The organism is Pseudomonas sp. S2_F07 (genome assembly GCF_054668325.1).
This window is the reverse complement of sequence record NZ_CP162758.1, coordinates 918,652-933,248: the sequence shown is the minus strand read 5'-3', so window position 1 is coordinate 933,248 and position 14,597 is coordinate 918,652. Positions and strand designations below refer to the sequence as shown.

Below are 14,597 nucleotides of genomic sequence, written 5' to 3'. Positions count from 1 at the left end.
CCCAAATGTTGTGGTCGACACCGAACCTGTGGGAGCGGGCTTGCCCGCGAAGACGTCAGTGTTGCCGATAGAAAGCACTGATCAGACAGCGCTTTCAGCCCGGTTTCATTTCAACGCCGGATCCCCCATGTTCATTTTCTTCCAGCCCTGCAACAGCACCTGCGCCTTTGGCTCCTGGCCGTTGTCCAGGTAGTACTGGATCAACGACAAGCGGGCATTGCGGTTGGACGGTTGTTCTTTCAACAGCCGTTCCAGTTCTGCGCACGCCTGGTCAATCTTGCCGCTGTCATGCAGGGCCACCGCCAGCACATAGCCGAATTGTCCGCTCTGTGGTTCCAGTTGCGCGGCCTTGCGCAGGTACGGCATGGCCTGGGCGGCCTGGCCCGCACGAATCAGCGCCAGGCCCTGGGTGTGTTGCAGCAGGCCTGAGTCGGGGTGGTCCTTGAGGCTTTGCGCCAGCAGGGCATGGGCTTCCTGGCTGCGACCGTTGGCCTCCAGCCACTGCACCAGGGTGACCAGCGCCGGGTAGAAGTCCGGATCGCGCCGCAGGGCTGTACGCAGCAAAGCTTCGACTTCGGCGCTGCGGCCATCGGCCTGATAGAGCATGGCCAGGTTCAGGTTGGCCTCTGCACGCTCGGCCAGGTTTTTTTGCACCGCCTCGTATTCGGCAATGGCGGCATTCCAGCTGTCCTGGGCGCTGCCCAGGCCATTGCGTGCCAGGCTGAGCAGGTCCCGGGCGACGGCGATGCGCACGGCCCGCACCGGGTCGCTCAACAACGGGGTCAGCAATGGTGCACGCTCTGCTGGCGGCAGGAACGCGCTGATCGCTCGCACCGCGCTCTCGCGGACTTGCGGCGCCGGATTACCCAGGTCCTTGGTGGCCAGTTTCAACGCCTGTTCGCTGGGGTACGCCGGCAGTTCGGCCAGCAGTGTCGCGCGCTGGATCGCCGGCAGGTTGCTGCGTTGCAATTGCTCGAACAAGGCCTCGGCAGCGCCGGCCTGACCGTTGCGAATCAGCCACAGGCTTTCGTCGTAGCGAGGGGCCTGTACCGCGCTGGCGTTGGCGGTGTTCCACAGCTTGAACTGCTCGGTGACCTTGTCGCCGGCCTTGCCTTGGTGGCAGGTCAGGCAGGCGTCAGGCGTCCCCAGTTTTTTCGCCCGTTCGGGGTTGGGGATGCTGAAGCTGTGGTCATGTCGGAAGTCGTTGCCCATGTAGAACTTGCCGGGCATGTGGCAATCCACGCACTGCGAACCCGGCTGGCCCATGGTGTGGCGAGTGTGTTCGATGGAATCGTAGTTTTTTGCTTGCAGGCCCTTGCCATCGACACCCTCCACAGTGGTGTTGCCGGCGGTGTTGTGGCATTGCAGGCACACACCGTTGCCAGGCGCTTTCAACTGCGTGCTGTGGGGGTTGTGGCAGTTGCTGCAACGCACGCCCTTATCGAACATTTTGCTCTGGGCAAAGGAGCCGTGTTCGAACACTTCATCCTTGATCTTGCCGTCCAGCGCGTACAACTCGCGGGTCAGGACGCTCGGCAGGTAGTCGTCCATCAACCGCTTGCCGACCGTGTAGCCATCGTCCAGGGGCGCGCGGCGCGAGTGGCAGCGGGCGCAGGTTTCGTTTTCGACGGTGGCGTTCTTGTCCTTGAGATCGACGGCAAACCCGGCATGGATCAGGTCGGTTTTCTTCGCGGTCCATTCCAGGTGACTGGACGCCGGGCCATGGCAAGCCTGGCAGCCGACGCCGAGGCTGTTCCAGTGGCTGTCGAAGGTGTTTGTCGCCGCATCGAAATTGCGCTTGTAACCGGTGGTGTGGCACTCGACGCACATGAAGTTGGCGTTCTGGCTCGGTTTACTCCAGTGCAGCGGGTTCTTGAAGGTCACGCCCTGGCCCGGATAGAGGTGGAACCAGCGGTGCTTCTCGGTATCCCAGGCCACGGCGAGGGCCTGCAAGCGGCCTTCGCCGACCTCGATCAGGTATTGTTGCAAGGGGGCGATGCCAAAGGTATAGGCCACCTTGAAATCGGCATTCTTGCCATCGATACCCGGCGTGTTGACCCAGAATTCGTCGCCTTTGCGCGAGAACACCGTGGTCTCCTTTTCGGCCTTGAAGGTGACGTTGTTGAAGTCGCCGAGCAGAGTGTCCGCGTTGGCTTGCTGCATCGCCAGTTGGTGATGGGAGCCTTGCCAGTCCTTGACCTGCTCGCCGTGGCAGCCCTGGCATTGTTGCTCGTCGACCATTTTCGCGGGTGCGACGGCGACCGGTTGCGGTTTGGCCGGTTGCACGGCAGGGGCGCTGACCGGGACTGGCTTGAGCTGCGTCGGTGAGTTGTCCAGCAAAAACCAGCCAATACCCGCCACAGCCAGCAGCAGGATGCCGATGGTGACAGGGAACAGGTAACGGTTGATCAGGGTCGGTTGCGAATCAGGGTTTGGGGTTGCAGCTTTATTTTTATGGTTCGGCATTACGACTTCCATGGTCCAGGTGCGATTGCCGTCAGGGCGCGTTCAGGCTGGGTGCAGCTTTGCCGGATGGCCGGTGTGTGTCAAATGACATTGTTTCGAGGCTGATGGCCTCTTCGTCGGAACGCCGCCCGGAGCAAGCCCGCTCCCACAGGGTTTGGTGTTGTTCACAGCAATTGAGTACGACACAACACCTTGTGGGAGCGGGCTTGCTCGCGAAGGCGGCCGCCAAGGCGCCACATCACTCCCCGACAAACCACCGGTAATACGGATTCCCGGAATCCCCGCGCATCACCTCGCGCATCTCCCGGGCCCAGGCGTCACGATTTCCGTTGTAGGCATGCAGGCTCGCCCGATAGAACTGCATCAGGCGTTGTTGCTGGGTGTTCATGCGCTCGATGAACCCGGCGTCGGCGTTCAACACGGCTGGCGGCTGGTGCAAGTCGAGCAGGGCGGGCAATACGCGGCTGATCTCTTTCGAGCGAACCCAGGGCGCATATTCAATCTTCGGCTGATCGTCCGTCACCGGTTGCGCATCGCCAGCGAAGCGTTCCAGCCCCGCGCGGTCAGTCACCCAGGTGGCAAGCAACGCCGCGGCCGAGCCGACGCCGACATCCTGCAAGGCGCTGCGAACGCTGTCCTGCTGGAAGCGTGCGCTGATCTTCGCCGCATCCAGTTCAATCGGCTCCATCGAACCCACCAGCAGCATCTCGTGGAATTCGCTGGTCCACAGGGTCGCGTACGGGAACACGTCGAGGAAGCTGCGCACCAGTGAGCGCGAGTCGTCGATGTTCTGCGTTGGCAGCGGCAGCCATTGGGCAACCAGGCCTTGTTTGTGCAAACGGCTGGCGGCCAGTTGGTAGAAGTCCCGGGAGTACAGGTTGACCACGCCGGCAGCGGAAGGGGGTGGCGGCTCGAGGGTGATCAGGTCGTAGTGCTGCGGATTGCGCAGCAGTTCCTGGCGACCGTCACGCAAGCGCACATCGACCCCCGGATCGGCCGCGGCATTGAAATTGCCCTTGAACAAGGGGGCCGCCTTGACCACCGAAGGCAGCAGTTCGGCGACCACGCGATGTTCCAGGCCGGGGTAGCGGGTCAGGGCGCCCGCGGTGATGCCGGTACCGAAACCGATCACCAGTGCCGAGCGCGGCTCACCGTTGTGGATCAACAGGGGCAGCAGCGCCTGGATCCGCATGTAGCGCAGGGACGGCATGGCGTCGCCGGTATTGGACACGCCCTGGATGTACAAACGCTGGAACGCTCTTTCGCCCTTGCCCTGGGTGACCACGGCGACGGTGCCGCCACGGCCTTCTTCGTAGAACGTCAGCGTGCCATTGCGCGCCCCCGGCAGCAGGCTTGCGAGCTTGTTGACCGGCGTGAACACGGCAAGTGCCAGCGACACCAGGCCAATGGCAACCACCGCCTGACGCCTGCCTTTTTTCACGCCATGGCCCTTGCGCACGGCGAGGCAGGCGATAGCGGCGGCGACCATCGCCAGCAGTCCCAGGGTTCGCACCAGACCCAGCATCGGGATCAGGACAAAGCCGCAGAGCATCACGCCGACAATCCCGCCAAGGGTATTGAACGCGACGACTTCGCCGACATTACGCCCCACCTGTTCGCCGCCGACGCTCAAGCGCAGGGCCAACGGGAACGCCGCGCCCAGCATCAGGGTCGGTACAAACACGATGCTCAAGGCAGCCACGGCAAAGCGCGTGCTCATGCCCGCCAGTTCACTGCCGCCCAGTGACAATACCCAGCTTTCCGCCAGGGTTTGTGCAATCACCAGCCAACGTCCGAGCAACGCTACTTCCAGCAAGGCAATCGCGCCGGCTGCGGCAATCAGCAGACCGAACACTCCCCAAGGATCGCGCAGGCGATCGACCCGACGGGCCAGCAGCATGCTGCCCAGGAACAACCCGGTGAGGTAAGTCGCCAGCACCACGGCAAAGGCGTAGGTGCGGGTGCTCATGAATTGCACGATCGATTGCGACCACACCACTTCGTAGCCCAGGGCCACGCCACCGGCAATGGAATACAGCCACAGGGCCAGGCGGTCGGGGGCTTTTTCACTGTGATGTTTCACCGGGGCATCGACGGGGGCCACGCGCTGGCGCTGGAACCACAAGGCCCCTGCGGCGGCCAGCAGGTTCAGCATGGCGGCGGCCAGCGCGCTGCCGCGCACGCCGAGGGTGGCAATCAGCAAGAACGCAGCGAGCAGGGTGCCGGCAATGGCCCCGGCGGTGTTCGCCGCGTACAGCTGCCCGCCGGCCTTGCCCAGGTGTTGCGGGTCAGTGGCCAGGGAGCGAACCAGCACCGGCAGGGTGCCGCCCATCAACAGCGCGGGAATGCCCACCAGCGCGAATGGCAGCACCCAGGCCAGCAAACCCACGTGTTCTTCCAGCCAGGCAAAGGGGCTGGCCGCCAGGCTCATGGCGAAGGTCGCGCCGACACCGAGCACCGCCACCAGCACTTCCAGCCCGGCGTAGAGCACAACCGGTTGCTGCATCCGGTCCGCCCAGCGGCCGAACAGCAAGCCGCCCAGGGCCAGCCCGGCAAAAAAAGCGCTGATCCCGGTGGTGATGGCATAGACCTCGACACCCACCACCAGCGACAGTTGCTTGATCCACAGCACCTGATACACCAGCGCGGCGGCGCCGGAGACAAACAGCAACAGGGCGGGGATCAACAGCGCCGGGGAGGCGACTTGAGGGGCAGGTATGGCCGACGACTTGCTGGCGACACGTGAGGTCATTGCGGATTGCCTTGTTCCAATTCGAAATAGCCTGTGACTGCACCGGCCCTTCGCGAGCAGGCTCGCTCCCACATTTGCAATGCAGTCCCTGTGGGAGCGAGCCTGCTCGCGAATGAAGTCGATGCGGTCACAGATCGAAAATAAGTCCGCTCGCCAATGAAGGCGAGCGGCGGTCCAGCGGTCTTACTGTGCAGCTTTCATTTTTTCAGCGATTTTGGCGTCTACCGCAGCACGGATCTGGTCGATGCTGAAGCTGGCCGGTCTCTGGCTAGGTGGATACTCGATGAAGGTCTGCAGGAACGTCGCCGATTTTTCGACGGCTACAGCCGCCAGGTAGACGTTCTTGGTTTGCCAGTCGTAATACTGATCGGACACCACGTCGGCACGTTCATACGGGTCCATACGCAGGTTGAAGATCTTCGGTACGCGCAAGCATACGAAGGGTTCGCTCCAGACCTTGAAGCCGCCGGGTGCGCGCTGTTCGCAGAACACGGCTTTCCAGTTGTCGAAACGCATCGACACCAGCACGCCGTCATCGTTGAAGTAGTAAAACTCCTTGCGCTCACCCTTGGGCGCCTGGCCGGTCAGGTAGGGCAACTGGTTGTAACCGTCCAGATGCACCTTGAAGTTGGTGCCGCCGGAAGTCGGTGCCCAACCCTTGAGCAGCTTGGTTTTCACGTCGGCATCGCCAGCGGCGGCCAGCAAGGTCGGGAACCAGTCCATGCCCGAGAACATCTCGTTGGACACTTCGCCCGGCTTGATCTTGCCCGGCCAACGCACAATCGCCGGTACCCGGTAGGCGCCTTCCCAGTTGGAGTTCTTCTCGTTACGGAACGGCGTGGTTGCCGCGTCCGGCCAGGAGAACTGGTTCGGGCCGTTGTCGGTGGTGTAGACGACGATGGTGTTGTCGGTGATTTTCAGGTCATCGAGGGTTTTCAGCAGTTTGCCGACGTCGCCGTCGTGCTCGATCATGCCGTCGGCGTAATCGTTGCCGGGCATGCCGCTCTGGCCCTTCATCGACTCGCGCACGTGGGTGAACAAGTGCATGCGGGTGGTGTTCATCCAGACGAAGAACGGCTTGTCCGCCTTGGCCTGCTTCTCGATGAACGCTTGCGCCGCGGCGGTGGTTTCGTCGTCGATGGTTTCCATGCGCTTGGTGTTCAGCGGGCCGGTGTCTTCGATCTTGCCATCGGCAAAGCTGTGGATCACGCCGCGCGGCGAGTAGGCCTTGACGAATGCGGGGTCGTCCTTGGGCCAGTACGGACGCTCGGGTTCTTCTTCGGCGTTGAGGTGATACAGGTTGCCGAAGAATTCGTCGAAACCGTGGTTGGTCGGCAGGTATTCATCCTTGTCGCCCAAGTGGTTCTTGCCGAACTGACCGGTCGCATAGCCCTGGGACTTCAGCGCCTGGGCAATGGTGATGTCGCGTTTTTGCAGGCCGACCGGGGCACCCGGCATCCCGACTTTCGACAGCCCGGTACGTAGCGCCGACTGTCCGGTGATGAATGTCGATCGGCCGGCGGTGCAACTGTTCTCCGCATAGTAGTCGGTGAACATCATGCCTTCTTTGGCAATCCGGTCGATGTTTGGGGTCTTGTAGCCGACCACGCCCATCGAATAGGCGCTGATATTGGTCTGGCCGATATCATCGCCGAAGATCACCAGAATGTTGGGCTTCTCAGCGGCCCCGACGGTTGCCGAAAAGGCCATGACCGTTGTCGCCACCAGGGCGAGTTTCGGTATCCACTTACGTATGCGAGTCATCTGACTGGCTCCTTATGCTTACTTGCGTCGCGTACTGCGACAAACGTTTATTGCGGTCCTGCGTTACGTCTTCTTTTTATTGCGCTTGCTCGGGTGTGGCGGCATCGAACGGGTAGATCCGGGCCCATTCGGATGCCATGTCGACGACTGTCCAGCCACGTTTGTTCGCTTCGTCCAGGGCTTTGTCCAGGCGACCGATCTGTGACTGCCGGTCGTATGCCCATTCGCGCTTGGCGTCGGTGTGATGCACCAGGCCCATGAAGCGTTTGCCGGGACCGGCGGCGGTCCACTGAAGCATTTGCTGGTCGCCGTCGGAGTTGCCAAAGGCGAGGATTGGCCGACGACCGATCACCGCATCGATGCTGACCGGTTTGCCCGGACCATCGTCGTTGTGGGCCAGTTTCGGCGTGCGCAGGATCGAGGCCTTGCCATCCTTGTAGTCAAACGTTGTGACGAATGTAGTGCCGATGACCTGCTCGGGAGGAATGCCATAGACCTTCTCGGCGAAGGCACGCATGAACCCGGTGTCCCCGCCGGAGACGATGTAGGTCTTGAAGTCCTTGCCGCGCAGGTAGTCGAGCATTTCCAGCATCGGCTGGAAGACCATCTCGGTGTACAGCTTGCCGGTTTTCGGATGACGGGCCTGGGTCAGCCAGGTCTTGGCGTCGTCATCGAAGGCTTCGGTGGTCATCCCGGTGTGGGTGGCTCCGAAAATTTTCATCATGCCTTCAAGGCCACTGGCGGCCAGGGCCTTGTGATCGTTTTCCAGCACGGCCTTGAACGGCTGGGTGGTTTTCCACTCAGGGTGTTGCGCCGCTGTACGCTTGACTTCCTCGAGGGCGAACAGCAATTCGAAGTACATCGGCTGCTCGCTCCACAAGGTGCCGTCGTTATCGAACACGGCAATGCGCTCCTCGGGCTTGACGAAGTCCTTGCTGCTTTGATCGGTGACTGTCTGCACGAATTCGATGATCTGCTTTTTCGACGGCCCGTCGTTCCACGAGGGTAGCGGCTCGGCCGCTTGCACCAGCAGCGGCAGGCTCAAGGCCAGGGTCAGCAGGAAACCGAAGGCGCGATGATGGCGTAGCGATGTCGAATTCGTCATGGAAAGTCCTTCTCGTAAACGGGGTTGAGCGGATGCAGTGCACAAGAGACTGATTCTCTGTTGCGTCCCGCCTGACTATGCAGCGTAGACAAGGATTCCCCGATTTGGCGCAAGGCTTGCTCTTTGTCCGGTTCGCGGCCATAACAGGCGCGCAGGAAGGTTTGCAGGCGCGGGCCGAGGCCGGTCAGTTTCAGGCCGTGGCGGCTGCGCCGGGTCCACAGGTACAGGGCGCTGAGTTGCGCCGGTTTGCCCTCGATTTGTGCCGGGATCTGCCGCCACGCGTATTCGGCGGACTCGAGCCAGGCGGTGTGGCGGGCGCGGCGTCGGGCTTGCCATTTGAGGTGTGCGCGGCGTACGAGCGGGCGACTGAACCAACCGAACGCCACCCCCGCCAACACCAGTGCCAATAGCCCGAACCAGTGCCCGGAAAGGTGCAGGCGATTGTGCTGGCCGAGTTTTTTCAGGTCTTCGGTGATGGAAAATACCGGCTTGTAAGCGCTGTTGGCCGCCGCGTCGAAGGTCACGGCAGGCACCGTGGCCGTGCGGGTTTGCTGACTGCTGGCATCCCACCATTTCAGTTCGACGGAGGGCAGGCTGTAGTGACCTTCGGTGTCGATTCGATAAGTCACGCTGTCGATGCGCTGGCCGCCATTGAAGTTGCCGCGACCGTCATCCAGATTGCGGATTTGCGGTGCTTTCGGGTAGAGGCTCAAGCCCTTGATGTTGTCCAGCGTCGGTGTCGGCAGTGACATGGCCAGGGCACCGTCGGCCTGCAAGGTCAGCTCCCGGGTGATGCTGTCGCCGACCTTGAGCGGCGTGGCCGAATGGATGGTCTTCTGGGTAAACCGCAGCCCTTGGGCCACCAGCACCGACTCGCCGGGCTGGAACCCCGGAGGTTGTGCGGCGTTGAAATGCAAGGGCAGGCTTTGGGCACTGAGTTCATGGCTGGCCTGACCCGGTGTGGCTTGTACCGTCAGTGCCGGAATGTCGAAGCCCTGGGCCAGGTTCGGGGTGATCAGGTAGCTGTAGCGCATGCCGCTGAAGGATTGACCGTCGAAGGTCTGGTTGATGTGCTCGGCATGGCCGTCCGGTGGCATCACCAAGGCGCCGGGCAGTTTCAGGTCGGGCAGGGTGGGGGCGCTGGTGAACCAGGAGTCGGTGAAGACATCGAGTTGCAACTTGACCAGGCTGCCGACCATGACGGGATCGGCGGGTTGCAGGCTGGCCTGGACTTTCAGTTGAGGGTCGGCGGCGAATGTGTTGAGGCTGATCAGGCCGATGAGCAGGGCGCCGAGTGTTGTGGTGATTGATCGGGCCCTTTCGCGAGCAAGCCCGCTCCCACACTGGATTTGTGTGCACCACCGCCCCCCTGTGGGAGCGGGCTTGTCTCCGGGCGGCGATCCGACGAAGGCCGCGACACGGTCTACCAGACTGTATGTCATGGTTTGACCCCCGCCTGATCCTGCAAGCTGAATTTCTGCTTGAGAAATTTCGCCGGCGATGTGGTGAGGTTCTGCAGCCATTGCTCATCCGAGGCCGCTTGCCGGGTTTCCACTTTTTTGCTTTGGCCTTTACCCGGCGCCTTGTCCATCTTGATTTCGTCGGGTTTGACCTCTGGCGTGTTTTTCTCGGCGCTTTCAGTGTCCTTTTCCAAGGCTATGGCCAGGGCCAGGTTGGCTGTGGCTTCCGGGAATTGCGGCTGCAATTTCAGCGCTTGGGTATAGGACGCAATGGCCTGATCGAACTTGAAGCGGCGCACGTAGATGTTGCCCAGGTAGAAATACGCCTGCGGTGTGTCGAGCCGCGCGAAGCTGGCCAGTGCCAGGTCGAAATCGGCCGCGTTATAGGCGGCCACGCCTTTCCAGTACGGATCGACGAACAGCGCCGCCGCCTGAGGGTAGTGCTCATGTTCGAAGGCCCAGCGACCTTGCTGGTCGCGGGTGAAAAAGGCATCGGTCAGCGCGTTGGCCTGGGCCGGCGCCGGTTGCAGGCCCAAACCCACCGCCAGCAGTAGTGCGGCCATCCAGTTCAGGCTCCAGCCCCTGCGCACGCTGAAGAAGGCGATCAGCAACAGCGGCCAGCACAGCCAGTAACCGGCGTCTTTCCAGTGCAGTTCGCGCTGTTCGTCACTGGCTGCCTGGAAGTGTTGCTCGGCGTGCAGTTCGATCCAGTCCAGATCGTCATCGTTGAGGGTCAGGCTGCCCAGCGGTGCATCCAGCGTTGAGGCAAGCTGCTTGAGGGCGTCCTGATCGAAACTGCCGAGTTGCGGACGACCGTTACTGTCGGTGCGTGGCTGGCCGCTGGCATCGCGGATGATCCCGACGTCGCTGCTGCCAGCGGCCAATATCAGCACTTGCAGCGCACTGTCCGCCAGTTGCTTGTCCAGCCCGGCCAGTGCCGAGGTGTCGGCGCCATCGGTGATCAGCAGCAGGGTGCCGGGGGTTTTCTCGGCGGCGAGCAGGCGCTTGGCCTGATCGATGACCGCGCTGACATTTTTCCCCGGTTTGTTGATCAAGTCGGTGCTCAGGGCCTGAATGAACGTATCGAGCAGCGCCGGGTCGTCGGTGGCGGGCAACACCAGGTGGGCACTTCCGGCGTAGGCAATCAGCGCATTGCGCGAACCGGCGCGGCGCTGGATCAAGTCGTGGAGCTTGTGCTTGACCGCTTCCAGGCGACTGGGTGGAACATCGCTGGCGTCCATGGAGGGCGAGAGGTCGACGGCGATGATCAGCGGCGCACGGTTTTCCAGAAAGTCCGGCCGATCCTGTTCCCAGGTCGGCCCGGCGGCGGCGATGGCGCCCAGTACCAGCAGCGCACACACCAGATGCACCGGACGCAGGCGTTGCCGGTCCTGCGGGGTGATCAGCAGATGGGGCAGCAGGTGCGCGGCGATGTTGCTGCGCAAGCGCCGTTGCAGGTCCTGGTTGCGCCGCCACAGCATCGGCAGCAATGCGCCGAACACCGCGAGCAACAGCCACAGGGGGCGCAGGAAATGGAAATCGCCGAGGTTGATGTCCATGTCAGGCCTCCTGCCGTTGACGGGCGAGCATCAGCCGTGGAAGCAACAGGGCGCCCAGGTGGTATAGCGCCAGCAGTGCGATGGCCGCGCCCAGCGGCCACCAGAACAGATCACGTTTTGGCTGATGGCTGAGGGTTTTCACCTGATGCGGGGTGAGTTTGTCGAGGGTGCTGTAGACCTGATCCAGGGCGTTGCGGTCTTCGGCGCGGAAGAAGCGTCCGCCCGTGGCCTGGGCAATGTCCTGCAAGCCTTGCAGGTTGACCTTGGCTTCACCCTCCGCATTCGGGTCGCCGATGCCAATGGTGTGAATCACCACGCCTTTGGCCGCAGCCATGGCGGCCGCGTGATCAGGGGTGATGGCGCTGCTGGTGTCGTTGCCGTCGGTAAGCAGGATCAGCACTTTTTCCTGCTCGTGGGCCTGGTCCAGCAGTTTCAGGCTCAGGCCGATGGCGTCGCCGATGGCGGTGTTGGGGCCGGCCATGCCGATGCCGGTGTCGTCCAGCAGCAGTGACAGGCTGGGGTGGTCCAGGGTCAACGGCGCCTGTGGATAGGCACCGGTGCCGAATACGATCAGTCCGATTCGATCGTCTTTACGTTTGTCGATGAACCCGTGCACCACTTCCTTGACCGCGGCCAGGCGATTGATTTTCTGGCCATTGGCGTCGGTGAAATCGGTGGTTTCCATCGACTGGGAAATGTCGATGGCCAACATCAGGTCGCGCACCGGCTGCTGGCGTTCGATGGGTTTTTCCACCAACACCGGCCGACTCGCCGCCACCAGCAGCAGCGTCCAGACCAGCAGGTTCAGGAGCAACAGCCAGCGGTTGCTGCGGGTGCCAGCCTGGCTCGGTGCCTGGCCGACAGCACGGCTCATCGCCCCGAAAAACGGCACTCGCACGGCACTTCGCGCCTCACGGTAATCGGGCAGGTAGCGATAGGCGAGCCACGGCAGCGGCAGCAGGATCAACAGCCAGGGGTAATCAAGCTGCCACATGATGTCGCTCCACCCAGGTTTTGCAGGCACTGAACAGCTGCAGGCGCTGTTCAGTGGGCATGGCCCGCAATGTTGCGTCGGGGGCGTAGGCCAGCAGCGAGAGTTGTTGGCTGAAGTCGGCGGGTAGGGGCTGTTTACTGTGCCGCTGCAAAAACGCCTGCCAGTCTTCGTTCCCCAACGCCGCAGGAGACCCCTGTGGGAGCGAGCTTGCTCGCGAAGAGGCCATTGCATTCAATATTGATGTCGACTGACAGGACGCCTTCGCGAGCAAGCCCGCTCCCACAGGTTTCGCGTTCGGCATAGAGATCGCGACCCGCTTGAGCAACTCCGGAAGCTCGCGCAACGCACTCAGGTCATTGCTGCGCTGCTGCAGTTCCTCCAGGCGCATTAACGCCTCGCGCCGATAGCGATCGCGCCGCCATTGCCAGTAGCGCCGCGCACCAAGCACCACCAGCGTAACGATCAACAGCGCCAGCAACGCCCACCAACCCCAGGTTTGCGGTGCGTAACTGACCGGCGCCGGCAGTGCCATTTCCTTGAGTTGGTCGATGCTCGGGATGGCGGGGTTCATCGGCGCCCTCCGGTAAACTTGCCCAGCTCGGCTCGCAGTTGTTCGTGGGCTGGTGTAGCCGTGCTGAACATCATCAACGGCACCTGGCTGCGGCGCAGCAAGGTCGCGACGTCCTTGAGCCGCCCGCCGAGAAAGTCCCCGAGGGGTTGATGCACTTGTTGCCGATCCACCGCCAGCTCCACCTGTAATTGCCCCTGGGTGACCAGCACGCGGCCGTTTTTCGGCAGGTTCAGCGCCAGCGGGTCGTATACCTGCATGGCAATCACATCGTTGTGCGCAGCCAGTTGCCGCATCAGTTTTAAGGTGCGTTCGCCGGCTCCGGCGAAGTCGCTGACGATGCAGATCAGGTGATCGTGACCGGCCACGGCCAGGCAATGCTGCAGGACCTTGTCGAGCTGGTCTTCGCCTTCGGCGTCCGGGTTGGCGGCGTTGAGTGCCTGGTTTTGCTGGGCGATGCGGCTGCACAGCGCTTCGATCCGTTTGCGGCTGCGCAGCGGGGCGATGCTGTCGATGCGTTGATCGTTGAAGACCAGTCCACCGACGCGGTCGCCGGCGTTGAACACCATCCATGCCGCCAGGGCGCCGAGTTCGGCGGCGACGGCGGATTTGAAGCTGCGTTGCGAGCCAAAGAACATCGACATGCGCTGGTCTACGAGGATCAGGGCCGGGCGGTCACGCTCTTCGGTGAATGTCCGCACCACCGGTTTGCCGGTGCGCAGGGACGCGCGCCAGTCGAGGTGGCGCAAATCGTCCCCCGGCTGATAGCGGCGCAGTTCATCGAAGTTCAGGCCCCGGCCACGCAAACGCGAAGCGTGGTTACCGGCCAGGATGCTGCCCTGGGGCTGACGCGCCAGAAAACTCAGGTCACGGGCCTTGAACTCCAGGGCCATCAACTGTGCCAGAGAGACATACACCAGGCCGTCGGCGCGGTTCATGGACATCAGGCTGGAATCGCCACTTTATCGAGCAGGCGGTCGAGCACCTGATCGGCGCTCACGCCGTCGGCCACCGCGTCGTAGCTCAGTTGCAGACGATGGCGTAGCACCGGGTGCACCACGGCGCGGACGTTGTCCGGAGAAACGAAATCCTGGCCCTGCAACCAGGCGTCGGCCCGGGCACAGCGGTCCAGACCGATGCCGCCACGAGGGCTGGCGCCGATGCTGATCCAGCGCCCGAGGTCGGCGTCGTAATCGGCCGGGTGGCGAGTGGCATTGATCAGGTCGATCAGGTAGCGGTCGATGGCCGGGGAGACGTGCACGGCGCTGACTTCACGGCGCGCGGCGAACACCACGTCCTGGGACAGGGAGAAGCCCTGCACGGCAGCGGTCTTGGCGCCCAGGGCCTGTTCTTCTTCGCGCAGCAGGCGCAGTACCTGGCTTTCGTTTTCCGCGCTCGGGTAATCGAGCAGCACTTTCATCAGGAAGCGGTCCATCTGCGCTTCCGGCAGCGGATACGTGCCTTCCTGTTCGATCGGGTTCTGGGTGGCGACCACGATGAACAGGTCCGGCAGCGCATGGCTGTTGCCGGCCACGGTGATCTGGCGTTCTTCCATGGCTTCGAGCAACGCCGCCTGGACCTTGGCCGGCGCACGGTTGATTTCATCGGCGAGTATCAGGTTGCCGAACAGGGGGCCTGGCTGGAAGCGGATTTCGTTCTTGCCTTCGACCTGATGCAGCACCTCGGCGCCGGTGATGTCCGATGGCAGCAAGTCCGGGGTGAACTGGATGCGGCTCATCTTCGCGTCCAGGTGTCTGGCCAGTGACTTGACCGTGCGGGTCTTGGCCAGGCCGGGCAGGCTTTCGAGGAGCAGGTGCCCGTTGGCCAGCAAGCCGACGAGCATCTGTCGGATCACCTGGTCTTGGCCGAGCACCGCTTCGGCGATGCTGGCTTGCAGGGCATTGAGGTCGTTGAGTGCGCTCATGGGGT

Annotated in this window: 10 protein-coding genes; all 10 read right to left on the bottom strand. The window is 62.7% G+C overall.

Annotation, left to right across the window (positions count from 1 at the left end; translation table 11 throughout):
* Positions 1 to 105 precede the first annotated feature (105 nt).
* The 10 genes from AB4O40_RS04000 to AB4O40_RS03955 all read right to left on the bottom strand — a co-directional run bounded on the left by AB4O40_RS04000 (position 106) and on the right by AB4O40_RS03955 (position 14,592).
* Complete coding sequence (locus AB4O40_RS04000; RefSeq protein ID WP_056727562.1) at positions 106 to 2,466, bottom strand: tetratricopeptide repeat protein; 2,361 nt, start codon at positions 2,464 to 2,466, stop codon at positions 106 to 108.
* Positions 2,467 to 2,704: 238 nt separating this feature from the next.
* The gene (locus tag AB4O40_RS03995; protein ID WP_460055952.1) at positions 2,705 to 5,218 is read right to left on the bottom strand and encodes a spermidine synthase; all 2,514 of its coding nucleotides are present in this window, start codon (positions 5,216 to 5,218) and stop codon (positions 2,705 to 2,707) included.
* A 183-nt stretch (positions 5,219 to 5,401) separates the two neighbouring features.
* Complete coding sequence (locus AB4O40_RS03990; protein WP_056727559.1) at positions 5,402 to 6,982, bottom strand: arylsulfatase; 1,581 nt, start codon at positions 6,980 to 6,982, stop codon at positions 5,402 to 5,404.
* A 76-nt stretch (positions 6,983 to 7,058) separates the two neighbouring features.
* Entirely contained in the window at positions 7,059 to 8,087 is a 1,029-nt protein-coding gene (locus AB4O40_RS03985; protein WP_414915082.1) for an HAD family hydrolase, read from the bottom strand.
* On the bottom strand, positions 8,084 to 9,529 hold the full coding sequence (locus AB4O40_RS03980; protein WP_460055957.1) for a hypothetical protein: 1,446 nt from the start codon (positions 9,527 to 9,529) through the stop codon (positions 8,084 to 8,086). Before AB4O40_RS03980 ends, AB4O40_RS03985 begins: the two co-directional genes overlap by 4 nt.
* A complete protein-coding gene (locus AB4O40_RS03975; protein ID WP_056727554.1) occupies positions 9,526 to 11,106 on the bottom strand; it encodes a VWA domain-containing protein in 1,581 nt (526 codons plus the stop codon). Before AB4O40_RS03975 ends, AB4O40_RS03980 begins: the two co-directional genes overlap by 4 nt.
* 1 nt (position 11,107) lies before the next feature.
* Positions 11,108 to 12,100 (bottom strand): vWA domain-containing protein, encoded by a 993-nt coding sequence (locus AB4O40_RS03970; protein ID WP_460055960.1) that lies wholly within the window; start codon positions 12,098 to 12,100, stop codon positions 11,108 to 11,110.
* A complete protein-coding gene (locus AB4O40_RS03965) occupies positions 12,087 to 12,671 on the bottom strand; it encodes a DUF4381 domain-containing protein (RefSeq protein WP_056727550.1) in 585 nt (194 codons plus the stop codon). The genes AB4O40_RS03970 and AB4O40_RS03965 overlap by 14 nt, the downstream gene beginning before the upstream one ends.
* On the bottom strand, positions 12,668 to 13,612 hold the full coding sequence (locus tag AB4O40_RS03960; protein WP_409079258.1) for a DUF58 domain-containing protein: 945 nt from the start codon (positions 13,610 to 13,612) through the stop codon (positions 12,668 to 12,670). The genes AB4O40_RS03965 and AB4O40_RS03960 overlap by 4 nt, the downstream gene beginning before the upstream one ends.
* Positions 13,612 to 14,592 carry an AAA family ATPase gene (locus AB4O40_RS03955; RefSeq protein ID WP_056727548.1) on the bottom strand — a complete coding sequence of 327 codons (981 nt, stop codon included), beginning with the start codon at positions 14,590 to 14,592 and terminating at the stop codon, positions 13,612 to 13,614. Before AB4O40_RS03955 ends, AB4O40_RS03960 begins: the two co-directional genes overlap by 1 nt.
* Between the last annotated feature and the right edge of the window lie 5 nt (positions 14,593 to 14,597).

Excerpts from the sequence above, each read along its gene's own strand:
- AB4O40_RS03980 (WP_460055957.1), bottom strand. The coding sequence starts at position 9,529 with ATGACATACAGTCTGGTAGACCGTGTCGCGGCCTTCGTCGGATCGCCG.
- AB4O40_RS03960 (WP_409079258.1), bottom strand. The coding sequence starts at position 13,612 with ATGTCCATGAACCGCGCCGACGGCCTGGTGTATGTCTCTCTGGCACAG.
- AB4O40_RS03975 (WP_056727554.1), bottom strand. The coding sequence starts at position 11,106 with ATGGACATCAACCTCGGCGATTTCCATTTCCTGCGCCCCCTGTGGCTG.
- AB4O40_RS03985 (WP_414915082.1), bottom strand. The coding sequence starts at position 8,087 with ATGACGAATTCGACATCGCTACGCCATCATCGCGCCTTCGGTTTCCTG.
- AB4O40_RS03970 (WP_460055960.1), bottom strand. The coding sequence starts at position 12,100 with ATGTGGCAGCTTGATTACCCCTGGCTGTTGATCCTGCTGCCGCTGCCG.
- AB4O40_RS03995 (WP_460055952.1), bottom strand. The coding sequence starts at position 5,218 with ATGACCTCACGTGTCGCCAGCAAGTCGTCGGCCATACCTGCCCCTCAA.
- AB4O40_RS03955 (WP_056727548.1), bottom strand. The coding sequence starts at position 14,592 with ATGAGCGCACTCAACGACCTCAATGCCCTGCAAGCCAGCATCGCCGAA.
- AB4O40_RS04000 (WP_056727562.1), bottom strand. The coding sequence starts at position 2,466 with ATGCCGAACCATAAAAATAAAGCTGCAACCCCAAACCCTGATTCGCAA.
- AB4O40_RS03965 (WP_056727550.1), bottom strand. The coding sequence starts at position 12,671 with ATGAACCCCGCCATCCCGAGCATCGACCAACTCAAGGAAATGGCACTG.
- AB4O40_RS03990 (WP_056727559.1), bottom strand. The coding sequence starts at position 6,982 with ATGACTCGCATACGTAAGTGGATACCGAAACTCGCCCTGGTGGCGACA.